24 protein-coding genes and 1 pseudogene are annotated in these 26,672 nt (G+C 67.4%); 17 read left to right on the forward strand and 8 right to left on the reverse strand.

Annotated features, from left to right (window positions below):
- Nucleotides 1-10: 10 nt before the first annotated feature.
- The 3 genes from HWX87_RS17340 to HWX87_RS17350 form a co-directional block, all read right to left on the reverse strand.
- Nucleotides 11-1,525 carry a CoA-acylating methylmalonate-semialdehyde dehydrogenase gene (locus HWX87_RS17340; RefSeq protein ID WP_176048259.1) on the reverse strand — a complete coding sequence of 505 codons (1,515 nt, stop codon included), beginning with the start codon at nucleotides 1,523-1,525 and terminating at the stop codon, nucleotides 11-13.
- A gap of 110 nt (nucleotides 1,526-1,635) precedes the next feature.
- Nucleotides 1,636-3,342, reverse strand: coding sequence for an AMP-binding protein (locus HWX87_RS17345; protein WP_176048260.1), 1,707 nt, complete (start codon nucleotides 3,340-3,342; stop codon nucleotides 1,636-1,638).
- 160 nt (nucleotides 3,343-3,502) lie between these two features.
- Complete coding sequence (locus HWX87_RS17350) at nucleotides 3,503-4,636, reverse strand: acyl-CoA dehydrogenase family protein (protein WP_023477775.1); 1,134 nt, start codon at nucleotides 4,634-4,636, stop codon at nucleotides 3,503-3,505.
- 137 nt (nucleotides 4,637-4,773) lie between these two features.
- Between HWX87_RS17350 and HWX87_RS17355 the strand changes: the two genes are divergently transcribed.
- The 5 genes and pseudogenes from HWX87_RS17355 to HWX87_RS17375 form a co-directional block, all read left to right on the forward strand.
- Nucleotides 4,774-5,808, forward strand: a complete 1,035-nt coding sequence (locus HWX87_RS17355; RefSeq protein ID WP_176048261.1) for an AraC family transcriptional regulator — start codon at nucleotides 4,774-4,776, stop codon at nucleotides 5,806-5,808.
- 121 nt (nucleotides 5,809-5,929) lie between these two features.
- Nucleotides 5,930-7,486, forward strand: coding sequence for a nodulation protein NfeD (locus HWX87_RS17360; RefSeq protein WP_176048262.1), 1,557 nt, complete (start codon nucleotides 5,930-5,932; stop codon nucleotides 7,484-7,486).
- Complete coding sequence (locus tag HWX87_RS17365) at nucleotides 7,483-8,256, forward strand: slipin family protein (RefSeq protein WP_176048263.1); 774 nt, start codon at nucleotides 7,483-7,485, stop codon at nucleotides 8,254-8,256. Before HWX87_RS17360 ends, HWX87_RS17365 begins: the two co-directional genes overlap by 4 nt.
- Nucleotides 8,257-8,411: 155 nt before the next feature.
- Nucleotides 8,412-9,353, forward strand: a complete 942-nt coding sequence (locus HWX87_RS17370; RefSeq protein WP_176048264.1) for an Abi family protein — start codon at nucleotides 8,412-8,414, stop codon at nucleotides 9,351-9,353.
- 318 nt (nucleotides 9,354-9,671) lie between these two features.
- Nucleotides 9,672-9,905, forward strand: a pseudogene (locus HWX87_RS17375) (slipin family protein); the annotation flags it as partial.
- An 81-nt stretch (nucleotides 9,906-9,986) separates the two neighbouring features.
- On the opposite strand, the gene HWX87_RS17380 reads toward HWX87_RS17375, so the two are convergent.
- A complete protein-coding gene (locus HWX87_RS17380) occupies nucleotides 9,987-11,264 on the reverse strand; it encodes a haloacid dehalogenase-like hydrolase (protein ID WP_176048265.1) in 1,278 nt (425 codons plus the stop codon).
- A gap of 438 nt (nucleotides 11,265-11,702) precedes the next feature.
- Between HWX87_RS17380 and HWX87_RS17385 the strand changes: the two genes are divergently transcribed.
- From HWX87_RS17385 to HWX87_RS17410, 6 genes are all read left to right on the forward strand, one after another.
- The gene (locus tag HWX87_RS17385; RefSeq protein WP_176048266.1) at nucleotides 11,703-12,602 is read left to right on the forward strand and encodes a M24 family metallopeptidase; all 900 of its coding nucleotides are present in this window, start codon (nucleotides 11,703-11,705) and stop codon (nucleotides 12,600-12,602) included.
- Nucleotides 12,603-12,647: 45 nt separating this feature from the next.
- Complete coding sequence (locus HWX87_RS17390; RefSeq protein ID WP_176048267.1) at nucleotides 12,648-14,435, forward strand: SDR family oxidoreductase; 1,788 nt, start codon at nucleotides 12,648-12,650, stop codon at nucleotides 14,433-14,435.
- Nucleotides 14,436-14,464: 29 nt separating this feature from the next.
- On the forward strand, nucleotides 14,465-15,373 hold the full coding sequence (locus HWX87_RS17395) for a metal-dependent hydrolase (protein ID WP_176048268.1): 909 nt from the start codon (nucleotides 14,465-14,467) through the stop codon (nucleotides 15,371-15,373).
- Between the two features lie 79 nt (nucleotides 15,374-15,452).
- Nucleotides 15,453-15,740, forward strand: a complete 288-nt coding sequence (locus HWX87_RS17400; protein ID WP_176048269.1) for a hypothetical protein — start codon at nucleotides 15,453-15,455, stop codon at nucleotides 15,738-15,740.
- A 252-nt stretch (nucleotides 15,741-15,992) separates the two neighbouring features.
- On the forward strand, nucleotides 15,993-16,370 hold the full coding sequence (locus HWX87_RS17405) for a DUF2917 domain-containing protein (protein WP_176048270.1): 378 nt from the start codon (nucleotides 15,993-15,995) through the stop codon (nucleotides 16,368-16,370).
- A 326-nt stretch (nucleotides 16,371-16,696) separates the two neighbouring features.
- On the forward strand, nucleotides 16,697-17,071 hold the full coding sequence (locus HWX87_RS17410) for a DUF2917 domain-containing protein (RefSeq protein WP_176048271.1): 375 nt from the start codon (nucleotides 16,697-16,699) through the stop codon (nucleotides 17,069-17,071).
- Nucleotides 17,072-17,231: 160 nt separating this feature from the next.
- Here the strand turns inward: HWX87_RS17410 and HWX87_RS17415 are convergent, their stop codons facing one another.
- Nucleotides 17,232-17,510: a hypothetical protein gene (locus tag HWX87_RS17415; protein ID WP_006480752.1), complete on the reverse strand. Its 279-nt coding sequence runs from the start codon at nucleotides 17,508-17,510 to the stop codon at nucleotides 17,232-17,234.
- Nucleotides 17,511-18,293: 783 nt separating this feature from the next.
- Between HWX87_RS17415 and HWX87_RS17420 the strand changes: the two genes are divergently transcribed.
- The gene (locus HWX87_RS17420; protein ID WP_176048272.1) at nucleotides 18,294-19,595 is read left to right on the forward strand and encodes an NCS2 family permease; all 1,302 of its coding nucleotides are present in this window, start codon (nucleotides 18,294-18,296) and stop codon (nucleotides 19,593-19,595) included.
- Between the two features lie 90 nt (nucleotides 19,596-19,685).
- Here HWX87_RS17420 and HWX87_RS17425 read toward each other — a convergent pair whose 3' ends face one another.
- The 3 genes from HWX87_RS17425 to HWX87_RS17435 form a co-directional block, all read right to left on the reverse strand.
- On the reverse strand, nucleotides 19,686-21,644 hold the full coding sequence (locus tag HWX87_RS17425) for a serine protease (protein ID WP_176048273.1): 1,959 nt from the start codon (nucleotides 21,642-21,644) through the stop codon (nucleotides 19,686-19,688).
- Nucleotides 21,645-21,876: 232 nt separating this feature from the next.
- Entirely contained in the window at nucleotides 21,877-22,164 is a 288-nt protein-coding gene (locus HWX87_RS17430; RefSeq protein ID WP_011354308.1) for a DUF1488 domain-containing protein, read from the reverse strand.
- Between the two features lie 240 nt (nucleotides 22,165-22,404).
- Entirely contained in the window at nucleotides 22,405-22,680 is a 276-nt protein-coding gene (locus HWX87_RS17435; RefSeq protein ID WP_235212474.1) for a DUF2964 family protein, read from the reverse strand.
- 185 nt (nucleotides 22,681-22,865) lie between these two features.
- Here HWX87_RS17435 and HWX87_RS17440 point away from each other — a divergent pair, with 185 nt between their 5' ends.
- The 5 genes from HWX87_RS17440 (at nucleotide 22,866) to copC (ending at nucleotide 26,640) form a co-directional block, all read left to right on the forward strand.
- Nucleotides 22,866-24,770, forward strand: a complete 1,905-nt coding sequence (locus HWX87_RS17440) for a sigma-54-dependent Fis family transcriptional regulator (protein ID WP_176048274.1) — start codon at nucleotides 22,866-22,868, stop codon at nucleotides 24,768-24,770.
- Nucleotides 24,771-24,852: 82 nt separating this feature from the next.
- Nucleotides 24,853-25,155 carry a 2Fe-2S iron-sulfur cluster-binding protein gene (locus HWX87_RS17445; RefSeq protein ID WP_077220533.1) on the forward strand — a complete coding sequence of 101 codons (303 nt, stop codon included), beginning with the start codon at nucleotides 24,853-24,855 and terminating at the stop codon, nucleotides 25,153-25,155.
- Nucleotides 25,156-25,213: 58 nt separating this feature from the next.
- On the forward strand, nucleotides 25,214-25,708 hold the full coding sequence (locus tag HWX87_RS17450; RefSeq protein WP_176048275.1) for an SRPBCC family protein: 495 nt from the start codon (nucleotides 25,214-25,216) through the stop codon (nucleotides 25,706-25,708).
- Nucleotides 25,709-25,800: 92 nt separating this feature from the next.
- Nucleotides 25,801-26,178, forward strand: a complete 378-nt coding sequence (locus HWX87_RS17455) for a DUF2946 domain-containing protein (protein ID WP_176048276.1) — start codon at nucleotides 25,801-25,803, stop codon at nucleotides 26,176-26,178.
- A gap of 96 nt (nucleotides 26,179-26,274) precedes the next feature.
- Nucleotides 26,275-26,640, forward strand: a complete 366-nt coding sequence (gene copC, locus HWX87_RS17460) for a copper homeostasis periplasmic binding protein CopC (RefSeq protein WP_176048277.1) — start codon at nucleotides 26,275-26,277, stop codon at nucleotides 26,638-26,640.
- The last annotated feature ends 32 nt before the right edge of the window (nucleotides 26,641-26,672 follow it).

Below are 26,672 nucleotides of genomic sequence, written 5' to 3' on the forward strand. Positions count from 1 at the left end.
CCTCCGCCGCTCAATGCAGCCGGATCGTCGTGTTCACCGGGCCGGCCGTCGTGTCGTCGTCGAACCAGCGCGCGGTGACCGTCTTCGTCTGCGTGTAGAACTGCACGACCTGCTTGCCGTACGGGCCGAGATCGCCGAGCTTCGAGCCGCGCGAACCGGTGAAGCTGAAGAACGGCACCGGCACCGGGATCGGGATGTTGATGCCGACCTGGCCGATGTCGATTTCGCTCTGGAACTTGCGCGCAGCCGCGCCGCTCTGCGTGAACAGGCCGACGCCGTTGCCGAACGGGTTCGCGTTGACGAGCGCGATCGCTTCGTCGAGCGTGTCGGCTTCGAGCACGACGAGCACCGGGCCGAAGATTTCGTGCGTGTAGATCGACATGTCGGTCTTCACGCCCGAGAAGATCGTCGGGCCGATGAAGTTGCCGCTTTCGTAGCCGGCCACCTTCACGTCGCGGCCGTCCAGCTCGAGCTTCGCGCCTTCGCCCACACCCGCTTCGATCAGCGAGAGGATGCGCTCCTTCGCGGTCTTCGACACGACCGGGCCGACGTCGGTGCCGGCTTCCGCGCCCGAATTCACCTTCAAGAGCTTCGCCTTTGCGACGAGATCGGGCAGCCAGTCGCGCGCTTCGCCAACCAGCACCGCGACCGATGTCGCCATGCAGCGCTGCCCTGCCGCGCCGAAGCCGGCACCGACGAGTGCGTTGATCGTCTGCTCGCGGTTCGCATCGGGCAACACCACCGCATGGTTCTTCGCGCCCATCATCGACTGCACGCGCTTGCCGTGCGCGCTGCCGAGGTTGTACACGTGCGTGCCGACGGCCGTCGAGCCGACGAACGAGATCGCCTTCACGAGCGGATGCGTGCAGATCGCGTCGACGACTTCCTTGCCGCCGTGCACGACGTTCAGTACCCCTTTCGGCACGCCGGCCTCGATCGCGAGCTCGACGAGCTCCATCGTCGACATCGGATCCTGCTCCGACGGCTTCAGCACGAACGTGTTGCCGCAGACGATCGCCATCGGGAACATCCACAGCGGAATCATCGCGGGGAAGTTGAACGGCGTGATGCCCGCGCACACGCCGAGCGGCTGGCGCAACGTGTAGGTATCGACGCCGCCCGCGACGTTCTCCGCGAATTCGCCAAGCTGCAGCGAACCGATCGAGCACGCGTGCTCGACCACTTCGAGGCCACGGAAGATGTCGCCCTCGGCATCGGGAATCGTCTTGCCCTGCTCGGCCGTCAGCGTCTTCGCGATGCGCTGCTGGTTCGTGCGCACGAGATCCTGGAACTTCAGCATGATGCGCATGCGCGCGGCGATCGGCGTGTTCTTCCACGTCGCATAGGCGGTGTGCGCGGCCTGCACGGCCGCGTCGACTTCCGCGACGGTCGCGAACGGCACGCGCGCGAGCACCTGTTGCGTCGCCGGGTTGACGATGTCGCGCCACTCGTTCGTGGCGGACTCGACGAAGGCGCCGTCGATCAGCAGCTTGACCGTCGGCACGTCTTTCGAATTCGCGTTCATCGATCCTCTCTCCTTGCAGAGGGCCGCGAAGCGCGATTTCGCCGCGCGGCCGGTTCAGTTCGGCTGCGGGCGGCGGCCGCGACAAGCGGCGCGCCCGGCCCGCGGTCACGTCATTTCAGTTCGGCAGCAAAATCTTCTTCCCAGTATTCGCCGGGCATGCGCGCGCTTGCGTCGTCGCCACGCTCGATCTCGCGGCGGCGCAGCTCGACGCGGCGGATCTTCCCCGAGATCGTCTTCGGCAGATCGGCGAACTGCAGGCGGCGGATGCGCTTGTACGGCGCGAGCTTCTCGCGCGAGAAACGGAAGATCTCCAGCGCCAGCTCGGGGCTTTCCTCGTAGCCCTGCCGCAGCGTGATGAAGGTCTTCGGCACCGACAGCCGCACGGGGTCGGGGCTCGGCACGACGGCCGCTTCGGCGATCGCCGGATGCTCGATCAGCACGCTCTCGAGTTCGAACGGGCTCAGCCGGTAGTCGGACGACTTGAACACGTCGTCCGCGCGGCCGATGTACACGTAGTAGCCGTCGTCGCCGCGCATCGCGATGTCCGACGTGCGGTAGTGACCGTCGCGCATCGCATGGGCCGTCGCATCGGGATTGTTCGCGTAGCCGGTCATCAGCCCGACCGGGCGCGTGACGTCCGCGCCGATCGGCAGCGCGACTTCGCCTTCGGTCACGGGCGCGCCGTCCGGGTCGAGCAGCGTGATCCGGTAGCCGGGCAGCGGCCGCCCCATCGAGCCCGCGACCACCGGCTGGCCCGGCGAGTTGCCGATCAGGCAGGTCGTCTCGGTCTGGCCGTAGCCGTCGCGAATCGCGATGTTCCACGCCTTCTTCACGCGCTCGATGATCTCGGGATTCAGCGGCTCGCCCGCGCCGACGATCTCGCGCAGCTTCACGTCGAACGACGCGAGCGGCTGCTGCACGAGCATGCGCCATACAGTCGGCGGCGCGCACAGCGTCGTCACCTGGTATTTGACGAGCGCATCGAGCACGACCTTCGGCTCGAAGCGCGCGTAGTTGAATGCGAACACGCAGGCCTGCGCATTCCACGGCGCGAAGAAGCAGCTCCACGCGTGCTTCGCCCAGCCCGGCGAGCTGATGTTCCAGTGGATGTCGCCCGGCTGCAGGCCGACCCAGTACATCGTCGACAGATGGCCGACCGGATAGGTGCGGTGCGTATGCTCGACGAGTTTCGGCTTCGACGTCGTGCCCGACGTGAAGTACAGCAGCATCGGATCGTTCGCGTGCGTGACGGCGTCCGGCTCGAATTCGGCGCTCGCCGCGTAGCCGTCGTTCATCGCGAGCCAGCCCGCGCGCGGCGCGCCGGCGACGATCTTCTGCGCGAGGCCGAGGTCGGGCTGTTCGAATTTGGCGGTTTCGTTCTCGTCGACGATCACGTATTTCGCGCCGCCGATCTGCACGCGGTCGCGCACGTCGTCGGGCGACAGTTGCGTGGTGGCAGGCAGCACGATCGCACCGAGTTTCATCGCGGCAAGCATCGCGTCCCACAGCTCGACACGGTTCGGCAGCATCAGCAGGATGCGGTCGCCGCGCACGACGCCGATCGAACGCAGCCAGTTCGCGATCCGCGACGAACGCTCGGACATCTGCGCGAACGAATACGGATCGCCCGTACCGGTCGCCGCGTCGACGATCCACAGCGCGGGCTGGTCGTTGCCGCGCGCCATCGGGTCGAAGTAGTCGAGCGCCCAGTTGAACGCATCGAGCACCGGCCATTCGAAATCGCGGTACGCGGTGTCGTAGTCGGTGCGATGGCGCAGCAGAAAGTCGCGTGCGTTCAGGAATGCCTGTACCGTCATCGTTTCCTCCAGTCTCCATGTCTCGCGGTCAACCGGCGCATGCGCTGCAGCCCATGCGCGGTTTCCCCTGGTGCGGCGCACGGTCACGTCGTTGCGTGCCGCGTTCGCCGCGCTGCCCTCGTGCCCTGCTTGATGTTTCGACCGGGGCGACCGTCGCGGCTCAAAGCTGCCGCGCGATCACCATCCGCTGCACTTCGCTGGTGCCTTCGTAAATCTGCGTGATGCGCGCGTCGCGATAGTGACGCTCGACTTCGTAATCGACCAGGTAACCGTAGCCGCCGTGGATCTGGATCGCATCCGAACACACGCGCTCGGCCATCTCGGACGCGAACAGCTTCGCCTGCGACGCTTCCGACAGGCACGGCAAGCCGGCCGTGCGCAGCTTCGCCGCGTGATGCACGAGCAGGCGCGCGGCGTTGATCTGCACGGCCATGTCGGCGAGCTTCTGCTGGATCGCCTGATGCTCGGCGATCGGCTTGCCGAACTGCACGCGCTCGCCCGCATAACGGCGCGCCTTGTCGAACGCCGCGCGCGCGATGCCGAGCGCCTGCGCGGCGATGCCGATACGGCCGCCCTCGAGGTTCGACAGCGCGATCTTCAGCCCTTCGCCACGGTTGCCGAGCAGGTTCTCTTCCGGAATCGCACAGTTCTCGAACGTGATCGGGCACGTATCCGACGCGCGGATACCCATCTTCTTCTCGGGCTTGCCGACGATGAAGCCCGGCGTATCGGTCGGCACCAGGAACGCGGAAATGCCGCGCTTGCCCGCTTCCGGGTCGGTCATGGCAAAAACGATCGCGACGCCGGCGCGCTGGCCGTTGGTCACGAACTGCTTCGCGCCGTTCAGCACCCATTTGCCGTCGCGCAGCTCCGCACGCGTGCGCAGGTTGTTCGCCTCGGAACCGGCGTGCGGCTCGGTCAGGCAGAACGCGCCGATCACGCGGCCGGCCGCCATGTCGGCCAGCCAGCGATCCTTTTGCGCCGGCGTGCCGAAGCCGAGGATCGGCCCGCAGCCGACCGAGTTGTGCACGCTCATCATCGTCGCGCACGCGGCGTCGCCGGCGGCGACTTCTTCCATCGCCAGCGCGTAGGCCACGTAGTCCGTATACGAGCCGCCCAGCTCCTGCGGCACGATCATCCCGAGCAGGCCGAGTTCGCCGAGCTGCGCGACGATCGCGTCGGGCAGGTGCGCGTCGTGGTCCCACTGCGCCGCGTTCGGCGCCAGCATCTCGGTCGCAAAGGCGCGCGCGGCATCGCGGATCATCCGCTGGTCTTCGGTATAAAGCTCGTCCATGGTGCTGCTGTCTCCCGCGGCCGCCGGGCGCGACCGTCCTTGCGTTTCGATGCAACAAGTGTAGGCAAGCCGGCGCGACTGTTCGATGCTCGCGTCGCTCATTTACACTGAGCGTTTTTGCCACACCGGCGGCACGGATGAAGCAGGAAGACAAGGGAACCGTCGCGATCAGCCTCGTCGCTTACAGCGTCGCGCTCGCCACGCGGCGCGGCGTCGCGGCCGAGCCGCTGCTCGCGCAGGCCGGCATCGCACCCGCGCTGCTCGAGCAGCCGCGCGCACGCGTGAGCGCGCAGCAGTACGGCGCGTTGTGGAACGCGATCGCGCGTACGATGGACGACGAGTTTTTCGGGCAGGATCGCCACCCGATGCGTAGCGGCAGCTTCATCGCGATGAGCCAGTCCGCACTGTCCGCGCGCGACGGGCTGCACGCGATGGCGCGCGCGCTGAATTTCATGCACTGCGTGCTCGACGACCTGCACGCGGAACTCGACGCGAACCCGCAGCGCGTGCGGCTGCGCTTCGTGCACCGCAACAACGGCGCGACGCCCGCGATGTTCACGTACGCGACCTATTTCATCATCGTGTACGGGCTCACCTGCTGGCTGATCGGGCGCCGCATTCCGCTGCTGCACGCGAGCTTCCGCTGCGACACGCCACCCGCCGACCACGAATACCCGTCGATGTTCTGCGACGACATGCGGTTCAACGAACCCGATTCGTATGTCGATTTCGATCCCGAATTCGCGACGCTGCCGGTCGTGCAGAACGCGAAGACGCTGAAGACGTTCCTGCGCAACGCGCCGGCCAGCTTCATCGTCAAGTACCGCAACCCGAATGCGCTCGCGCAGCGCGTGCGCGCGGTGCTGCGCGGGATGCCGCCCGCCGCGTGGCCGGGCGCGGGCGGGATGGCCGCGCGGTTGCACGTGGCCGAGGCCACGCTGCGCCGCAAGCTGCACCAGGAAGGCCAGGCCTACCAGTCGATCAAGGACACGCTGCGGCGCGATCTCGCGTTCGAGGCGCTGGCCGACCCCGCGCGCACGATCGCCGACGTCGCGGCCGCAACCGGTTTCGCGGAACCCAGCGCGTTCTACCGCGCGTTCCGCAAATGGAGCGGGCGCAGCCCGGCCGATTATCGCGACGAAGTGCTCGCGCGCGGCGGCGGCGCGGTCTGACTCTACGCGACGCGGCCACGGTTTCGCGCTTTCCGCCGAAACCGCCTAATCTTTAAGCATCGGGCCCACGCCCTTTCCGCGAGCCGGACGGCGCGCGGCCGCGCGCCGCCCGGACGTCCCCATGCGCTTTCACCGTCATGAGCCGCCGGCGCCTGCCGAGCCCGACGGCCGCCCCCGTCACCCGCTGTCCGCGCGGGTCGCACGCGCCGCGCTGTTCGCGGCGCTGCTCGTCGTGTGCGCCGCAGTCGCCGCACCGCCGCCCGTCGACGCGCCCGCCGCACGCCCGGTCGTCGTGATCCCCGTCAACGGCGCGATCGGCCCCGCCAGCGCCGATTTCATCGTGCGCTCGCTCGACCGCGCCGCCCGCGAGCACGCGCCGCTCGCGATCCTGCAACTCGACACGCCCGGCGGCCTCGATACGTCGATGCGGCAGATCATCAAGGCGATCCTCGGCTCGCCGGTGCCGGTCGCCGCGTTCGTCGCGCCGGGCGGCGCACGGGCCGCGAGCGCGGGCACCTACATCGTCTATGCGAGCCACTTCGCGGCGATGGCGCCCGGCACCAATCTCGGCGCGGCGTCGCCCGTGCAGATCGGCGTCGGCGGCGCCGCGCCGCCGGGCGCGAACCCCGCTGCGCCACGGCCGCCCGCCGCCGGGACGCCCGGTGCCTCGGGCGCGTCGGGCACGTCGCCGGCCGGGCTGCCGACCGATACGCAATCGACCGAGATCCGCAAGGCGATGCAGGACGCGTCGGCCTATATCCGCGGCCTCGCGCAATTGCGCGGGCGCAATGCCGAATGGGCCGAGCGCGCGGTGCGCGAAGCCGTCAGCCTGTCGGCCAGCGAGGCGCGCGCGCAGCACGTCGTCGACCTGATCGCGCAGGATCCGGCCGATCTCGCGCGCCAGCTCGACGGCCGCAGCGCGACGACCACCGCCGGCACGGTGCGGCTCGCGACCGCGCATGCGCCGCTCGTCGTGGTCGAACCCGACTGGCGCAGCCGCTTCCTGTTGATCATCACCGATCCGAACGTCGCGCTGATCCTGCTGACGATCGGCATCTACGGCCTGTTCTTCGAGTTCGCGAACCCCGGCTTCGTGCTGCCGGGCGTCGCCGGCACGATCTGCCTGCTGGTCGGGTTGTTCGCGATGCAGTTGCTGCCGATCAGCTATGCGGGCCTCGGCCTCGTGCTGCTCGGCCTCGGTTGCCTCGTCGCCGAGGCGTTCCTGCCGACCTTCGGCGTGCTCGGCTTCGGCGGGATCGTGTCGTTCACGATCGGCGCGCTGATGCTGATCGACACCGACGTGCCCGGCTACGGGATTCCGTGGCCCGTGATCGCGAGCCTCGCGCTCGGCGGCGGGCTGCTCGTCGCGGGCGTGTCGAGCGTCGCGCTGCGCGCACGGCGGCGCCCGGTCGTGACAGGCGCCGAGGCGATGCTCGGCAGCATCGGCGAAGTGCTCGACGACGGCCTTCAGGCCGACCAGCCGCACGGCGCGGCCGGCGCTGCGCCGTCGGCGGCCGGCTGGGCGCGCGTGCGCGGCGAGCGCTGGCGCGTGGCGAGCAGCGCACCGCTCGCCGCGGGCTGCCGCGTGCGCGTCACCGGCCGCCACGGGCTGCTGCTCACCGTCGCTCCGCTCTACGACATACCGGCGCAAGAACAACATCAAGGAGAGCCGTCATGATCGGCTACACGTTCGGCTTCAGCAGTGTCCTGATCGTCTTCGTCGTGGTGCTCGTCGCGTCGTCGATCCGCATCTTCCGCGAGTACGAGCGCGGCGTGGTGTTCATGCTCGGCCGGTTCTGGAAAGTGAAGGGGCCGGGGCTCGTGCTGATCATCCCGATCGTCCAGCAGGTCGTGCGGATCGACTTGCGCACCGTCGTGTTCGACGTGCCGCCGCAGGACGTGATCACGCGCGACAACGTGTCGGTGAAGGTCAACGCGGTCGTGTATTTCCGTGTCGTCGATCCGGAGAAGGCCGTGATCCAGGTCGCGCGCTTTTTCGACGCGACGAGCCAGCTGTCGCAGACGACGCTGCGCTCGGTGCTCGGCAAGCACGACCTCGACGCGTTGCTCGCCGAGCGCGAGCAGTTGAACGCGGACATCCAGAAGACGCTCGACGCGCAGACCGATGCATGGGGGATCAAGGTATCGACGGTCGAGATCAAGCACGTCGACCTGAACGAGACGATGATCCGCGCGATCGCGCGGCAGGCCGAAGCCGAGCGCGAGCGGCGCGCGAAGGTAATTCACGCGGAAGGCGAACTGCAGGCGTCGGAGAAGCTGCTGCAGGCCGCGCAACGGCTCGCGCTGCAACCGCAGGCGATGCAGCTGCGCTATTTGCAAACGCTGACGACGATCGCCGCGGACAAGAACTCGACGATCGTGTTTCCGCTGCCGATCGACCTGATCGGCGCGTTGCTGGAGCGGCTGGGCGGGAAGCGAGAGGGGTGAGGCAGACATCCGGATCCTCACCGGATTCGCCGGACGAGGGGCAACAGGCATCGATACCGGCTGGCGCCCCATCTGCCGAATGGTATGGAAAGCGGCCGCTCACGGTCCGATGGCGTATACAACGAGATCCGCATGCATGGCAGTACGGATCAACGATGGGCAAGACACGGACAAGGAAGACGGCATCGGCGACGCCAATCAGGGCCTATGGCAAGGTCGCCCTCAGCGCCGAGGAAACGCTGCATCGACTGTGGCAACGCGGCCTGCGCATCGACGATCGCCCCGCGAACTTGCGAATGCTCCGGTCGATCGGCCATTTCCGGTTGCTGGTCTACATGCGCCGGTTCCAGAACCCCACGACCAAGCGATTCTGGCCTCGCACCCGATTCTCCGACATCGTTGAACTCTACGCATTCGACCGACGTCTGCGCTCGATCACCATGGACGCGGTCGAGCGCATCGAGGTTGCGCTGCGCGCCGCACTCAGCAATCCCCTCGCAATCGACTACGGCAGCCACTGGTACGTCGAGAGGGACCGTTTCGTCGACCTGCGCCACTACGCGCGCGTCCTGGATCAGATCGCCCGGGAGTGTGAAACCCGGAAAGGCTCGGCGCTGACTCATTACTATCGAACTTATGCCAGCCCCGACCTGCCGCCGATCTGGCTGGTCTGCGAGCGGCTGAGCCTGGGCGCGTTGTCCCGAATCTTCAGTGCGCTCTCGACGCGCGACCGCAAGGTCGCCGGACGCCATGCGTGGCCGGACATCCCGGATACGGTGCTCACCAGCTGGCTGCAATCGCTCACCGACCTGCGCAACGCGTGTGCGCACCACGCCCGGCTTTGGGGAATGAAGCTGACGGTATCGCCTCCCGCCAAGCCGGCCGGGCGAACGCTCGCCCGATATGCCCCGGAAATGACCCGGCCGGAGACTTTCTACGCCCGCGCAACGATGATGAAGGCCTTGCTCGACCCACTCGGTCATGGGGCCGAATGGCGCGAAGCCTTGCGAGCGACGTTGACGGGATGTGAGCACGTGGACGCGGCGACCCATCTCGGCTTCACGACCGATTGGCATTCGACGCCGGCGTGGCAGTGAGTTCAGCGCGGATACAACCGAACACGCGGCAGGATGCCTGTCACGCTCCGTTTTCGACGAGATGCATTTTGACATTCCGACGATACTTCGCTAGCATCGTCGATGAAAACGCTGGGGACGCCTCTCGACGATGCGCAACACTTCAGACGGCAAAAGGACGCGCAAGCGTCCTTTTTTTATTGTCCGCCCCCTCGGCTGTGAGCCCGATCCGCTCTCCTTTCCAGATTCGGTGCCACTCCCACACCCGATCGATCGTCCAGCGCCCTCCTCGTTCCCGGCCCCCGGTCCGGAACTTCTCCTTCATTCCCCCGTCGCCAGCTCGCGCAGACGAAGTTGCGCACGGCGCTCGGCAAGCACGACCTCGCCGAGCGCGAGCGGCGCGCGAAGGTAATTCACGCGGAAGGCGAACTGCAGGCGTCGGAGAAGCTGCTGCGCTATTTGCAAACGCTGACGACGATCGCCGCGGACAAGAACTCGACGATCGTGTTTCCGCTGCCGATCGACCTGATCGGCGCGTTGCTGGAGCGGCTGGGCATGCCGCGCGAGCGCTGAAACGCGCGTGTTCCGGACTGCGCGGCGCCGCCGTCGCACCCGACGGATGCCGGACTGAGACGGCCCGGCACCCGGCACACATCAAGCAAGCAGCTTGCGCTCGGTCTTGCCGTACTTGATCGACTTCTCGTCCGGGATCATCAGGCCCGTGTGCTCGTCGCGGCCCTGCAGCAGGAAGCGCGCGTCCTGCTGGCCGATCTGCTCGGCCGCGAGCTTGCTGTCCGCGCCGATCTCGCCCTTCTTCATCCGGTTGACGATCACGCCGGCCGCGGTGTCCTTGAAGTCGCGCAGCATCCACGCGTCGCCGTCGCTGTCGCCGAACACCAGCAGCGGGCCGTAGCCCTTCTTCGATTCGAGCACGTTGCGGATGCCCACCGTCTTGCCGGGCCCCCAGTTGAAATGCCAGCCGGCCGGATAGGTGCTCGTGTACTTGCCGTCCCGCATGTCGAGGCGCAGGCCGATCACGTTCTCCGGCGGCACGCCGTAGCCATAGTTCGGATTGCCGGCGAACACGCGCACGACGTCGTCGAGCGACGCGGTGCTCACGTACACGTCGATGCCGTTCGCGCGCAGCGTGTGCATCACGGCGCGGATTTCCTCATGAATGCGAATGCCGTGGAAATGCGTGTCGGCCACCACGCCGGCCTTGCCCGGCAGCGTCTTCGGGCTTTCGTAGCGGACCTTGCGCAGCGCGTCGCCGATCCCGTAGTTGTCCGACGCTTCCGCCATCGCCTGCAGCTCGGCGGTCGTCATGTTCTTGTAGAAGTAGATGATCCACTTGTAGCCGACTTCGAGCGGGTGCGTGTCGCAGATCGCGTCGTACATGAAGTACAGCTTCGCGCGGAAATCCTTGAACTGGTCGGTCTCGCGAATCTCGTCGAGGCTCTTCTCGCCGCCGAACCCCTTGTAGTTCGCGTAGAGCCAGCGGTAGTCGGATTCGACGTCGGCGGCGAGATCCTCCATCGTCACCGGCTTGCCGTCGACGGTCGTGTAGTCCTTCATGAACGCGCCCTTCGGCACGTCCTTCCACATCACGGCGACGAATTCGTCCGGCGTCAGCTTGTACTGAAGATGGTTGATCTGGTACATCAGCAACGCTTCTTCGCAGTCGTTCATGATGCACGTGTTGTCCCAGTCGAACACCGCGTACGGGCGGCGCTTTTCGTCGTAGCGCGCGCTCGCGACGCCATGCCGGTCGAGCACCGCCTGCAGGCGCGCGGCGTTGAACGGCGACCAGCGGCCCGGGTCCAGCGGATCCGGCACGGCTGCGCTCTTTGCGTCGGCGGTGCCGGCCTTGAGCATCAGCGACGTCGCGGCGGTCGCCGCGGCAAGGGTGTTCATGAACTGGCGGCGTTGCATGGTCTCTCTCCTCGAAATTGTCGAATCGGCTTCGGTCACTGCCCCGTGCGGCGCACTGGCGGCTCATCGCCGTCGCGAAGCCGGGGCGGCTTCGAATTGGGGGCGAATGATGTGACGAAATTATTTCGGCAATTTGACAGCGTCACGCCGCGACGCGACGGCGAGTTGATCCGGCGCGACATGCCGGGCGCCACAAGACGGCCGAACCCGGCCATCCGGGCCATCCGGGCCGGCAACGGGCCCGCTCGCGCCATCGTCGGGAAACCTAGAGGCTCCCCTCCATTTCCCCCTTCCATTAGGACAAATCCTCACTTCCCGGCGCGCGTATCCGTCTATGATCTTTACATCGCTCAATGACACATTAAATGCTGACTGAATAACCCGCGACGGCGACGCCGGCGGGCGCGTTCCGGATCAGCGCCCCAACGGAGACGCACCATGGCCGACCATCACCCGCTGCCGGAAGTCCACCTCGACGAGCTGCCGCAATTCCGCGCGGTCCAGCAGCTGGCGTACCGCTGCGTCGAAACCGTCGGCGCGATGCTCTACCCCGGCATCACCGAGAAGGAAGCCGCGCGCCTCCTGACCGAATGGCTGCAGGACAACGGCGTGCACGACTGGCTGCACAAGCCGTTCGCGTGGTTCGGCGACCGCACCGCGTTCGAGGGCTTCTCGGGCCTCAAGCACATGGGCGGCTTCAATCTCGCGTTCTTCCCGAGCAACCGCCAGCTCGAAACCGACATGCCGGTGATCCTCGACGTCGCGCCGGTGCTCGACGGCATCGTCGCCGACGTCGGCTACGCGCACTGCCTCGGCCACAACCCGATCCTCGAACAGTTGCAGGACGACCTGATGGACCATCGCGAGATGATCGTGCGGCTCGTGAAGGAGCGCCGGCCGATGGCCGAGGTCGCGCAGGAAGTCGACGCGCTGTGCCGCCGCCAGGGCGTCGAGCCGCGCCACAAGGCCTATCCGTTCAAGGTGCTCGCGCATCGCGTCGCGAAGATCCACAAGCTGTCGAAGCCGCGCTTCGTCGCGCGCTTCGGGCTGAACGCGACGCGCAACCTGCTGCTCGACCAGGGCCGCGCGGCGAAGCAGCAAGGCTGGTCGCCGCTGTGGTCGATCGACCGCCGCTCCGAGCATGCGCCGGTGCCGGGCCTGTGGGCCGTCGAGCCGCATCTCGGCTTCGCCGGCGTCGGCGCGAAATTCGAAGAGCTGCTCGTCATCACCGAAGACGACGCGTACTGGCTCGACGAAGACCTGCCGCACGTGCGCCGCTGGCAGCACCGCCAGGCCGAGCGTGCGCAGGCCGTCGCGACCGTGCCGGCCGCCGCCTGACGCGAACGCGCCCTTCCTCCCGAATCCCTGAACGACGGACTCACGATGCAGCCTCTTTCCGACGAAGCGCCGCTGGCCCTGTTCGAATCGGTTCATAGCGAAACGGCGGTCGCCTCCGGCGACCTGACGCTCGCGGTCAAGACCTGGGGCGACCCGGCCCGCTCGCCGGTCGTGCTGGTGCACGGCTATCCCGACGACAGCAGCGTCTGGCAGCACGTCGCGCCGCTGCTCGCGCGCAAGCACTTCGTGATCGCCTACGACGTGCGCGGCGCGGGCCTGTCCGGCGCGCCGAAGCGCACGGCCGACTACCACCTCGCGAAACTGACCGACGACTTCGTCGCGGTGATCGACGCGCTCTGCCCCGGCCGCGCCGTGCATCTGATCGCGCACGACTGGGGCTCGATCCAGGGCTGGGAATTCGTCACCGATCCGCGCCTCGCGGGCCGCATCGCGTCGTACACGTCGTGCTCGGGGCCGTGCCTCGATCACGTCGGCTTCTGGCTGCGCGAACGCGTGCTGCGCCCGACGCCCGCGTCGCTCGCCAAGCTCGGCGGCCAGCTCGTGCGGTCGTGGTACGTGTATCTGTTCCACCTGCCGTTCATCCCCGAGCTCGGCTGGCGGCTGTGGCTCGGCCGCGCGTGGCCGCGCCTGCTGCGCCGGCTCGAGAAGACACCGGCCATGCCGCGCCCGACGCAAGCCGACGACGGCGCGCGCGGCGTGCGCCTCTATCGCGCGAACTTCATCCGCTGCCTGTTCGCGCCGCGCGAACGCTACGCGCATGCGCCGGTGCAGACGATCGTGCCGCTCGGCGACAAGTACGTGAGCCCCGCGCTGTCCGAGAACCTGTCGCGCTGGGTGCCGCAGTACTACCGCCGTGAGGTCGCGGCCGGCCACTGGCTGCCGCTCGCCGATCCGGCGCGCTTCGCGGATCTCGCCGGGCAACTGATCGACGCGGTCGAATCGGGCAACGAACCGCCCGCGCTCGCGAACGCGCGCCGCCGCGCAACGAGCGGCCGCTTCAGCGGCAAGGTCGCGGTCGTCACCGGCGCGGGCAGCGGCATCGGCCGCTGCGCGGCGCTCGCGTTCGCCCGCGAAGGTGCGACGGTCGTGGCGTGCGACATCGATCTCGCGAGCGCCGAACGCACCGCGCTGCTGCTCGGGCTGACCGGCGCGCGGGCACACGCGAAACGCGTCGACGTCGGGTCCGCCGACGAGATGGAAGCACTCGCGACGTGGGTCGGCAGCGAACTCGGCGGCGCGGACATCGTGATCAACAACGCGGGCATCGGCATGGCCGGCGGCATCCTCGACACGAGCGCGCGGCACTGGGAGCGCATCCTGCACGTGAACCTGTGGGGCGTGATCCACGGCTCGCGGCTGTTCGCACAGCAGATGGCCGCGCGCGGCACCGGCGGGCACATCGTCAACACCGCGTCGGCTGCCGCGTTCGGGCCGTCGCGCGACCTGCCCGCGTATGCGACGACGAAGGCCGCCGTGCTGATGCTCAGCGAATGCATGCGCGCGGAACTCGCGGAGCAAGGCATCGGCGTGACGGCCGTGTGCCCGGGTTTCGCGGAGACCGGAATCATGGCGTCGACGCAATACGCGGGCGCCAACGCACAGGACGAAGCGCGGCTGCGCAAGCGCGCGACGAAGCTGTACCAGATGCGCGGCCTGAAACCCGAAACCGTCGCGCAGGCGATGGTCGACGGCGTGCTGCGCAACCGCCCCGTCGTCGCGGTCGGCGGCGAGGCGCACGCGATGCGCTTCGTCGGCCGCTTCATGCCGTGGCTCGGCCGGATGATCGCCCGCGTCAGCATGGCATCGCATTGACGGCGCATGACGCCGCACAGGGAGACAACATGACCGATACCACCGCCGACTACCACAAGATCAAGGCCCGGCACGTGAAGTTCGACTTCAGCGACACGCCGATCACCTGGGTGCCGAACGATCCGGGCAGCACGCACATCATCAACACGCTGAACCTGCTGTTCCCGGAAGGCGAGCTGTGGTTCTGCCGCGTGTACAACAAGGCGCTGCCGCTGATCACCGATGCGCGCCTGCGCGACGAGGCCGAAGGCTTCCTGAGGCAGGAAGCCGTGCATTCGCGCTCGCACGGCGGCGTGCTCAAGCACTACTACGACCGGCACGGCATCGACACGAAGCCGTTCACGCAGAAGCTCAACCGGCTGTTCACGCGCGTGCTCGGCGAGCAGCCGTTCGGGCTGAAGATCGGCCATACGCGCTTCTGGCTGCGGCAGCAACTGGCCGTCATCGCGTCGCTCGAGCATTTCTTCGGCTATCTCGGCAACTGGGTGCTCAATGCGCACGGGCTCGACGAAGGCCGTGCCGACCCGACGATGGTCGACCTGCTGCGCTGGCACGGCGCGGAGGAAGTCGAGCACCGCACCGTCGCGTTCGACATCTACCGGCACCTGGGCGGCAGCTATCCGGAACGCTGCGTACACATGGCGTTCGTGATCCTGCTGCTGCTCTACTACATCACGACCGGCGCGAAATTCATGTACAAGCGCGATCCGGACGCCGGCCGCTACCCGGGCTTCGTGCTCGCGTGGTGGCAGGGTTCGCGGCGCGGGCACCTGCCGTCGTTCTGGAAGGTGATCGGCGCGGCGCTGCGTTATTTCAAGCCGAGCTATACGCCGCACCACGAAGGCTCGACCGAACAGGCGCTCGCCTACCTCGAGCGTTCGCCGGCCGCGCAAGCCGCCGCGCACGGCGGCAACTGGGGCACGACGAAGGGCGCCTGAGCGTGTTTCCGGCCGGCTCGGCGGGCAGTGCCCGCCGAAATGCGTACAATCGCGGCTTCAATTTCCCGGAGGTGCCGCGATGGCCATGAAGAAAACCGATCTCGAAAAGAACAAGGCGCTCAAACTGACGCAAGCGATGAAGCAGTCGGGCTCCGCGCGTTTCGGCAAGGGCGCCGACGACGCCGCCAAGCTCGACCGCCGCGCGCAGCGCAAGCTCGACCAGGAACAGGGCCTCGTGCCGTTCGCGTGCAAGCTCAACGCCGAGCTCGTCGAACAGCTGAAGGCACGTGCGGCCACGCACCCGGAAGGGATGACGGGCCTGCTGTCCGAGCTGCTCGTGAACGGCCTCGCGCAACGCGACGCGTAACCGCCACGCATCTCGAAATTTCCGTTGACATTGCTGCGGCGCCACGACACACTCGTTCGCATGCCTATGCTCAAGCCAATCGCCATCGCGCATGAAAATCGAGTGAACGCCCATACGTGGCGATCACCGGAGGCGCTTGTGCATTAGCATCGCGATTCAGTTACGCATGTCACAAGGCCTCGCCGGATTCGGATGAGGCCTTTTTTGTTTTGGCGCGCGTCATCCTGTCCGGCTCAACGGATGGAGATGACGATGGACCAAGCAAGCCGGCTGGTTGTTTGCCCCGATCGGTGCCGCACCGATACGATCGCATTGCCTAGAGTCGAGTTGCATTTCACGGTTGCGCCGCGCAGGACGCTGGCGTGGCGCGCGCAGCACGACGCCGAGATCCGCGTGCACGATGCGACGCTGTGGATCACGCGGATGGGCTGCCTCGACGATTACTGGATACGAACCGGCGACGTGCTGTGCGTGCAGCGCGGCGATCGCATCTGGATCAGCACCGACGACGAGCGGCCCGCCGCAGCGTCGATCACGACCGCGTACGTGATGAAACGCGACGCATGGCTTGCGCGTGCGCTCGCGCAGATGCGCCGCATGCTGGGCGGACGATGTCGAAGTCGCGCATGACGCATGCATCGCCGCGCGCTTGATCCGGACGCGCATCGACGTCGTGATACGCAGCACACGTGCGACAACGGATCACCCGCGCATATCCCGAAAATAGTCGTTGACAACACCGCATCCCGACAACAAAATCGTTCGCATGCCTACGTTCAAGCTCATCGCCGTCGCGATTCATTGCTCGATGAACATTCGAAAGAATGATTCACGGGAGGCGCTTGTGCGTTAGCAATCGAGCAGTACCGCATGTCACACAAGGCCTCACCGGAAACGGATGAGGCCTTTTTGTTCTGGTGCGCGTCATCCATCCGGCTCAATCAATGGAGAAGACGATGGACCAGGCAAGCCAGTTGTTCGACCGTCCCGATCGGCGCCGCGCCGGCACGATCGCGTTACCGACTGTCGTGATCCGTTTCGCGATCGCGCCGCGCACGACGATGACCTGGCGCGCGCCGCAGGATGCGGAGCTGCGCACGCATGGCGCGGCACTGTGGGTCACGCGCCCGCCGAGCGTCGACGATTACTGGGTGCGGCCCGGCGACGTGCTGCGCATCGCGCGCGGCGAGCGCATCTGGCTCGGCACCGATGCCGACCGATCGGCCGAAGCGACGCTCACGACCGCGTACGTGCGGCGCGGCGAGCGCTTCAGGCGCACGCTTGCACAAGTGCAACGTTTGCTCGTCGGGGTATGGAGAAGAAGCGGATGAGCGACGTGCCGTCAAGCACGCGAGACGCGGAACGGCCGCGACCGGAAACGGACGCACCTGCGGCGCAGCACGCCGCAGGTGCGCATCGAATGCCGCGGCACGCAACTGCGTGCCGCGAGCGATCGCACGCCGTGCGCAGCAACCGGATGCAATGCGTGCATCAGGTGCTGGCGGCGAGACGCGGGCCCGTGCTCCGGGGAGTTGAATCGAGGTCGGGACGTTGCGCTGCCTGCGAGGTCACCCACGGATCGATGCCCTGCTTCTGCACCTCTTCGAGGAATGACACTCGTGTGCGCCAGTAATCCGCTTGTAATTTCGCATCGATGACGCGCTGTTCGGCTGCGAACAGTTCCATGCGCGCCGTCACGAGCATCGACGCAGCGGTTTTTTCCGGCGTGGGGGCGTGTCGCATCGCCCAACGGCTGATCCAGTTCAACATGCTGACCTCCGTGATTACGGACGAACCCGCATCGGGCAATCGCAATCGGCCGTGCCTGCCCGAACGCGCAACGGCCTTGACCGCCATTCACCGCCTGGCCTGCACGGACTGCGACTCCCCCGCGTCGGCAATTACCGGCCGGCGTGTGCATGCGCGGTGTATCTATCCTAGAAAGACTTGCCGGTTTACGCGATGGGGTCTTGCAATCTTTTACACAGAAACCACAGTCGCCCCCGCATCGCGAAATGACAGTTGCGGACGGGATGGCTTCGGCGCACGATAGCCCGATATCTGCCACCGCCTGGACTGACGAATGGCCGCTGCACGCCGCTGCCGTGCATCCGCACCGGCCGCGCACGTGCGTCCGCGCGCACGCGCAGCCTGCACCGCGTTCGTGCAGCATGCGGGCGCTCCGTTTCAGTCGCGTGTCATCGCGCACCCGCCACTCGCGACGCAGCCGCCGTGCCGTTGCGCACGCATCGGCCGGTTTCGCCCGTTCCTCCCGCTTGCCTTTCCACCGTTTCCGCCATTTACGCCATTTCTGCCGGTCCGTGCCGCGCGAACCGGTAAAATGCGCGCCTTCGTCGCGCGGCCGGGCTGCCAGACCGTTCGCGCGCAGGCAACCGATCGTGCCCTCCAACTATATCGTCCGAGCTATCCGCGCTATTACAATCCGCCGATAGCCGGGCAATAGTGGCTGGTTACATTAAGCCGGCCGCGCGCTGCCTTTACAACAATTCGGCACAACAATCAACACGACAACCCGACCGGAGAAACGCCTTCATGGAATCCATCAAGCGGTATTTCGGCTTCGCTGAAGCCGGCACCGACTTCCGCACCGAAATACTCGCGGGCGTCACCACGTTCCTGACGATGGCCTACATCATCTTCGTCAACCCCGCGATCCTCGGCGATGCCGGCATGCCGAAGGAATCCGTGTTCGTCGCGACCTGCCTCGTCGCGGCGCTGGCGTCGATCATCATGGGGCTGTACGCGAACTACCCGATCGCGTGCGCGCCCGGCATGGGCCTGAACGCGTATTTCGCCTACACGGTCGTCAAGGGGATGGGCTTCACGTGGCAGGCCGCGCTCGGCGCGGTGTTCATCTCCGGCTGCCTGTTCCTGCTCGTCACGCTGTTCCGCGTGCGCGAGGCGATCGTCAACGGCATTCCGAAATCGCTGCGGATCTCCATCACCGCCGGTATCGGCCTGTTCCTCGGCATCATCTCGCTGAAGACCTCGGGGGTGATCGTCGGCAACCCGGCCACGCTCGTCACGCTCGGCGACCTGCACAAGCACGACACGATCCTCGCGATCGTCGGCTTCTTCACGATCGTCACGCTCGACCACCTGCGCGTGCGCGGCGCGATCCTGATCGGCATCATCGGCGTTACGGTCCTGTCGTTCTTCTTCGGCGACAACCAGTTCCACGGCGTGTTCTCCGCGCCGCCGTCGATCGATGCAACGCTGTTCAAGCTCGACATCCGCGCCGCGCTGTCGACCGGCATCATCAACGTGATCCTCGTGTTCTTCCTCGTCGAGCTGTTCGACGCAACGGGCACGCTGATGGGCGTCGCGAACCGCGCGGGCCTGCTCGTCGAAGGCAAGATGAACCGGCTGAACAAGGCGCTGCTCGCCGACAGCACGGCGATCGTCGCGGGCTCGGTGCTCGGCACGTCGTCGACCACCGCGTACATCGAAAGCGCATCGGGCGTGCAGGCGGGCGGCCGCACGGGCGTGACGGCGATCACCGTCGCGGTGCTGTTCCTCGCGTGCCTGTTCATCGCGCCGCTCGCCGGCGTCGTGCCGGCCTACGCAACGGCGCCCGCGCTGCTGTACGTGTCGTGCCTGATGCTGCGCGAGATGGTCGAGGTACCGTGGGACGATGCAACGGAAGCCGTGCCGGCCGCACTGACCGCGCTGCTGATGCCGTTCACGTACTCGATCGCGAATGGCGTCGCGTTCGGCTTCATCGCGTACGGCGGCCTCAAGCTGCTGACGGGCCAGGCGCGCACGGTCAAGCCGATCGTGTGGGTCATCGCGGCCGTGTTCCTGTTCCGCTTCTTCTATCTCGGCAGCGAGTAAGCGACGCGCATCGCCGCGCGGCACGATGAAAAAACGCCACCTTCGGGTGGCGTTCTTGCTGTGCATGCCGTGCCGCCTCGTCCGCGCGGATCAAGGCGTCGCGACACCCCTGAGCTCCGCGTCGTACAGCCGCTGCGCCAGCGTCGAATCGAGCGTCTTGACGCGGCGATACAACTGCACCGCATCATCGACCCGCCCGGTGCGGCGATAAGCGACCGCCAGGTTGGCCATGACTTGCGCGTCATCGGGATACGTGCGGTTCATCTCCTCGAAGATCCCGACCGCCGCATCGGGCCGCTTGCCGCGAATCGCCGCGATGCCCATCGCCTCCCGCGCCAACCGGTTCGACGGATCAAGCTTCAATGCATGCGCGGCCGCGGCCGACGCTTCGTCGGGCTGGCCGGTCTCGTTCAGTTCGCCCGCGAGCACCACCCACCCCGCCGCCAGAGATTCGTCCAGCGCAACCGCGCGCCGGAACGATGCGACGGCATGCACATGCTGGCCCAGTTGCGCCAGCGTCACGCCGTGCATCCGCCATGCCCTCGCGTCGCTGTCGTTCAGCTTGAGGGACCGGTCGAGCGCGCTCAACGCATCGACATAGTTCGACTGCGTCATGTACAGCGCGCCGAGCCGCAACCAGTATTCGGCATTGTCCGGCGCCGCTTCAACCGCACTGTGCATCGCGCTGGACGCGTTGCCGGACTGGCCTTGCAGCGCATACGCCTGGGTCAGCGCGCCCTGGATGAGCGCGGTTGCGGCGGGATCGCCGCCCTTCTGCGCCTTCAGCGCGTGCTGGTAACTGGCGATCGCGTCCGCCAGGTGGCCGAGATCGTATTGCGCACGGCCGAGTGCGTACCAGAGCCGCACATCGTCGGGAAAGGCCTTCAACCCGTCGTACAGCACGCCGATGGTTGCCTGGGCATCCTGCTGCGTCGAGGCCAGCAGGCTCCACGCATCTGCCTGGCGCGAACCGGACAGTTCATGTACGCCCCGTTCGAACAACGGTCGCGCATCGGCCTTGTCGCCGCGCCGCAAATACGCGATGCCGAGATTCATCGGCAGCATCGCGTCCGACGGATCGGCACGCATGCCGGCATGAAACGCGTCGAGTGCGCGATCCATCTGCCCCAGCTCGGCATAGGTGTTGCCGAGCGACGACCAGCCAAATGCGTATGACGGATCGTTTTCGACCGAACGGCGATAGGCGGCCAGGCTGAGTGCACCGCGATCGGGCAGCCGGCTCGTGCGGTAGGCATTGCCTAGGTTGTTCCACGCCCACGCGCTTTGCGGTCGCGCGGCCGTCCATGCAAGGTCATGGCGAATCAGCCCGTCGACGTCGTTTGCCACCGCGTACGCGCGCGCCTGGCTCATCCAGGCGGTCGCTTCGAGCGGCAGGTCGACGGCCGGCATCTTCGCCGCCACGGTCGCCATCCACTCGACCGGCAGGACCATGTAGAGCGACGCGGCATTGTCCGCGCGGACGCCCACCATGCCGATCAGATTGCCTTGCTCGTCGTAGACGCCGGCGCCCGGTTCGGGCAGGCGCGGCGACGCCGGATCCGGCGACACGAGCAGGCCGGAATGCATGCCGCCGTCCGCGGCCCATGCATGGCAGCACACGCGCAGCGCGACGGGATCACGACGGTCGAATCGCGCGCCCGCCAGATAGGCGGTCGTGGCCGCTTCCGGACTTCGCGCCGTCAACGGCACGGCGGCGACGTCGAGACCCGTCGCTTCGACGATGCAGATGTCCCGATCCTGGTTGCCCGCGACGAGTCGCGCGGGAAGACGGCGGCCATCGGCCGATGCGATGTCGAATGCCGGCCGGCCGGCGAGCCGATGACACGGCGTCGCGACACGCCCCGGCGCCACGACGATGCCACCCGTCGTGACGTCGCCCGCGACGATGTCGACCTCACCGGGTGCGCGCCGACCGATCGCGTCGTCGTCCGATCGAACGGCCCCGTCGGCCATCGACATGCCGGCCGCGAGCAACCATGCGCCTGCCAGCAGACGGCGCGCCTTCCCCCATCCCGAACGATGCTCCACGTGCGGTGCCCTCTTTTTATTGTGTTGGAATTCGAATGATTTTCTCTGCGATCCTGACGAATCGAGACGCCGGTTCGTGTCGGCACACCAGCAGCCGCCCCGATGCGGCAGCAATCCGGCGCCACCCGCATACGAAAATGCCGCCCGACTCCGCCGAACGGCATTGCGTGAAGGCAACGTCTTCGCGTGCGCCGCGCTCGGTCGCGCGCGCCGCAAGACGAGCGTCGTGTCGTCAGCGCCAGTTGGCCTCGTAGAAGCGCACGTAACCGCTACGCAGCGTCACGCATTGCGCGCGGGTTTCCGACAGCAGGCGTCGTGCAGCCGCCTCGATACGGTCGCGGTGCTGGTCGAATGCGCCGACCATGTCCTCGAAGCGCGGCGATGCCGCACCGAAGTGGTCTTCCAGCGCCTCGGCGGTGATCTGACATTGGACGCGCTCGCCATTGACCAGTGCCGTGAATGCAAGCATCAGGTCACGCCCCGAATACTCAGGCTTCTCATTCGTGAAATGGATCTGCATGGGAGCCGCCTCGACCGGTAGAAAACGAATGACCGCGTCCGTCGTCCGCTACCGGCCGGACGAAATGTACGCGGGCTCGCCGGCGGAGGCCCCGACCGCGGAGTGTGGCGCGGTCAATGCATGCCGGTTGATTTCCACTTTAGACGGTTTCGCGCAGGAGACAAATATTCCCGCGTGCGTCGTTCCGACGCGTCATTCATCAGATCAGCGCGGCATCAGGCACCGTTTCGGAAACGGACGTCAGTGCGGATCGGTAGGCCAGACGTTGAGCGCGATCGCGGCAGTCGTGACGCCCACCGCAATCGCGGCCGCCCCGTATCGCACCGCATCGGTCAGATCGAACAGCAATCCGTGGATCGCCACGGCAATGCCGCCCAGCATGATGAACGTGGCGATGGCCGCCAGCACGACTCTCAGTTCCGTCCGAACCATGATGCGTCTCCCGAACGGATGCATGTCGCGTCGCATGCATGTTGCAATGCGGAACACGGCGCGTGCGTGCTCCATTTCCATCATTGCAGGTGGGCGCTTAAAAGCAAGGGGATTTTGTTCGCGGTCGCGCATCGCACGTGGCGCTTGTATGATGATGCGTACCCGGACGGTCGGCTGTCGCGCCGGATGGTGCACCGCGAGCGGAGCAGCACTCCGCCGCCGGTTCCGATTCGGTCGGCCCGGGTTGCCCCGGGAACAGGAGACAAGTCATGCCGCAACCCTTCGTGCAGCCCGTCACCGCGGGTCGTACCGACCTGCTCGCGCAGGCGCATGCGCGTTCGACCGCGGTCGGCCTGCGCGCGCACGAACGCCCGGATTTTGCACCGCTGTCGCGCATCGCGCTGCGCGAACTGCTCGACACGAATCACGCGCTGTTCTCGCACGCGCGCCCGGTGATGGAAGATCTCCACGCGCAGATCGCCGATACGCAAAGCCTGGTGCTGCTGACCGACGCCGACGGCGTGATCCTGCACAGCATCGGCGATGCGGACTTCATCGAGAAAGCCAACCGCGTCGCGCTGTGCACCGGCGTGTCGTGGGCCGAAGGCGCGCGCGGCACCAATGCGATCGGCACCGCGCTCGCGTCGGGCCAGGCCGTCGTCGTGCACGGATCCGAGCACTTCCTGCGCGCGAACCACATCCTCACCTGCTCGTGCGCGCCGATCGTCGATCCGTTCGGCCGCACGCTCGGCACGCTCGACGTGAGCGGCGACCCGCGCGGCTCCAGCCCGCATACGCTCGCGCTCGTGCGGATGTCCGCGCAGCTGATCGAGAACCACCTGTTCGCGAACCAGTGCGGAGAAGCGCTGCGCCTGCGCTTTCATGCGCACGAGGATTGCGTCGACTCGCTGTTCGCCGGGCTCGTCGCATTCGGCCCCGACGGCGGGCTGATCGCCGCGAACCGCAGCGCGCAATTCCAGCTCGGCGCGTCGTTCGACGCACTGCAGCATCAAGCCAGCGATGCGCTGTTCGGCATGCGCTTCGGCCAGCTCGCGCAGCAGGCCGCCCGCGCGCCGGGCGCGACGTTCCGCCTGACGCTGTCGACCGGCGTGCGCGTGCTCGCACGCTGCGAATTCCCGGACGCGCAGAAGACGGCCGTCGCCGTCACGCCGCCCGCGCCGGCCGTGCGCGTACGCGCGCCGGACCCCGACACGATCACGTTCGCGACGCTCGATACCGGTGACGCACGCATGGCCGCCGTGCTCGAACGCGTCGCGAAGATCCGCGGGCGCGACCTGCCGCTGCTGATCCTCGGCCAGACCGGCACCGGCAAGGAGTGGCTCGCCCGCGCGCTGCACCAGGCGTCGCCGCGCGCGGACGGCCCGTTCGTCGCGGTCAACTGCGCGGCGCTGCCCGATTCGCTGATCGAGGCCGAGCTGTTCGGCTATGAAGACGGCGCGTTCACGGGCGCGCGCAAGCGCGGCAGCCCCGGCAAGATCGCGCAGGCCGACGGCGGCACGCTGTTTCTCGACGAGATCGGCGACATGCCGCTCGCGCAGCAGGTCCGGCTGATGCGCGTGCTGCAGGAGCGCGCGGTCATGCCGCTCGGCGGCGCACGCGCGCTGCCGGTCGACGTGCGCGTGGTCTGCGCGACCCATCGCGACCTGCGCGCGATGATCGCGGACGGTACGTTCCGTGAAGACCTGTTCTACCGGATCAACGGGCTTGCAGTGACGCTGCCGGCACTCGCCGCGCGCACCGACCTGCCCGCGCTCGTCGACCGGATTCTCGCGCGGCTCGCGCGCAGCGAACCGATGCCGCGCCGTATCGCGGCCGACGTGCTCGATGCGTTCACGCGCCACCGCTGGCCCGGCAATCTGCGGCAGATGACCAACGTGCTGCGCACGGCCGGCATGCTCGCCGAAGACGAAGCCGAAATCGCGCTCGCGCATTTGCCCGACGATTTCTGGCTCGACTGCGACGATGCGCCGGCTGCGACGGCAGCGGCCACACCGTCCGCATCGGCTACAGCGCACGCAGGCACGACGCTGCAAAGCCACCAGGCCGCGGTGATCGACGCCGTGCTCGCGCGGCACGGCGGCAACGTATCGGCGGCTGCGCGCGAGCTTGGCCTCGCGCGCAACACCGTGTACCGCTACCTGCGGCGGCATTGACGCCCACGGCCGGCGGACGCTGCCCGCCGGCCGGTTCGGGTATGCTTGGCGCGTTGCCGCCGAACCGCCGCCCGCTTCAGTCATGACCGATCCCGACCACCCGCCCCTCGTGCGCATCGAGCCGCTCGGCACGACCTTCGACGCACCCGATTCGCTGACGCTGCTCGAAGCCGCCGCGTTCGCGCGCGTGTCGCTGCCGCGCTCGTGCCGCAACGGCACGTGCCGAAGCTGCCTTTGCCGGATCGTCAGCGGCAGCGTACGCTACACGATCGAATGGCCGGGCCTGAGCCGCGAGGAAAAGGCCGACGGCTATACGCTGCCGTGCGTGGCCGTCGCGACGTCGGACCTCGTGCTCGACGTGCCCGACGCAGTCATGCTCGACTAGACGCGGCGTGCGGTCGCGCGCGCCGTCCTGCAACGCCCGATCCTGCATGGAGAACGTGATGACCCAGCAAACCGATCGCATCGAGAAACACGCCCAGCTCGCGGCATCGCCCGACCGCGTCTGGGAAGCCGTCAGCAATTCCGGCGAATTCGGCCAGTGGTTCGGCGTCACGTTCGACGGCCCGTTCGCAGCCGACCAGCCGCTGTTCGGCCGCATCACGCCGACACGCGTCGACGACGACGTCGCCAAGGCGCAGGAGCCCTATGCGGGCACTGTGTTCGAAATCGTCGTCGATCGCATCGAACCGAAGCAACTGTTCTCGTTTCGCTGGCATCCGTTCGCGATCGACCCGAATTTCGATTACACGTCCGAGCCGATGACGCTCGTCACGTTCGCGCTCGCCGCGCAGGCCGGCGGCACGCTGCTCACGGTCACCGAAACGGGTTTCGACCAGTTGATCGAAGCGCGTCGCGCGAAGGCTCGCGAGATGAACGACCAAGGCTGGGCCGCGCAGATGACGCTGATCACGAAATACCTGGCGAAGCACGCGTAGCGTGCCGCTTCGCCGCATGCCGCTGCCGACCTGCGGATCGACGCGCGTGGCATAATCCGCTCCATCGTCGTCCATACGCCGCCGCGCATCGCATGCTGAGTCGTCGCCTCCGGAAGATCGGCAGTCTGATCGGGATGCTCGCCATCCTGATGACGGCGCTCGCGCCGACGATCTCGCAGGCGCTGACCACGCAAGGGCGTGTCGACGCGCTGCTGGCCGGCTACTGCACGGCCGCACCGGCCGCCGGCGACCGCGCCGCCGATGCGTCGACGAAGCGCCTTCAAGCCCATCTCCAGGCATGCGGCTATTGCAGCCTGCTTGCCAACACACCCGCCCTGCCCGCGCCCGAACTGACGTTCGCGGCCAACGTGCGCGTAATCCAGCACCGCGCGGCTACCCGCTTCGAAAGCCTGCACCGCGCGCTGCCGCTCACGGCCGCGCAGCCGCGCGCCCCGCCGTTCGCGTCCTGATCCGTCGTCGTCACGCGTGATGCCGTAGCGCATCGCGCGGCCCGCGCACGCCGCCGGCGTGCGCGACATGTCACGTTTCGAAGGACGCTCACCGTCATGAACACCGCCTCATTCTTTCGCGGCGCACTCGCCGCGCTCGGCTTCGTCGTCATCCAGGCTGCCCACGCGCATGCCATTCCGAAGACGCAGGACCCGGCCGCCGACGCCACGCTGTCGGCCGCACCGCACGCAGTCACGATCAATTTCAGCGAAGCGCTCGAACCGGCCTTCAGCTCGATCGCCGTCACCGACAGCCACGGGCAATCCGTTGCCGACGGGAAGTCGGCCGTCGACGCCGGCAACCGGAAACGGATGCACGTCGCACTGGCCAACCTGACGGCCGGCACGTACACCGTCGCATGGGTCGCCGTTGCGAGCGACGGCCATCGCACGCAAGGCCGTTACACGTTCACGCTGAAGTAATGCACGCGCCGCCCCCTGCAACCACCGATAAG

Origin of the sequence: Burkholderia sp. BCC1644, from assembly GCF_902833225.1 — a bacterium.
In the GTDB taxonomy this organism is placed as follows: domain Bacteria; phylum Pseudomonadota; class Gammaproteobacteria; order Burkholderiales; family Burkholderiaceae; genus Burkholderia.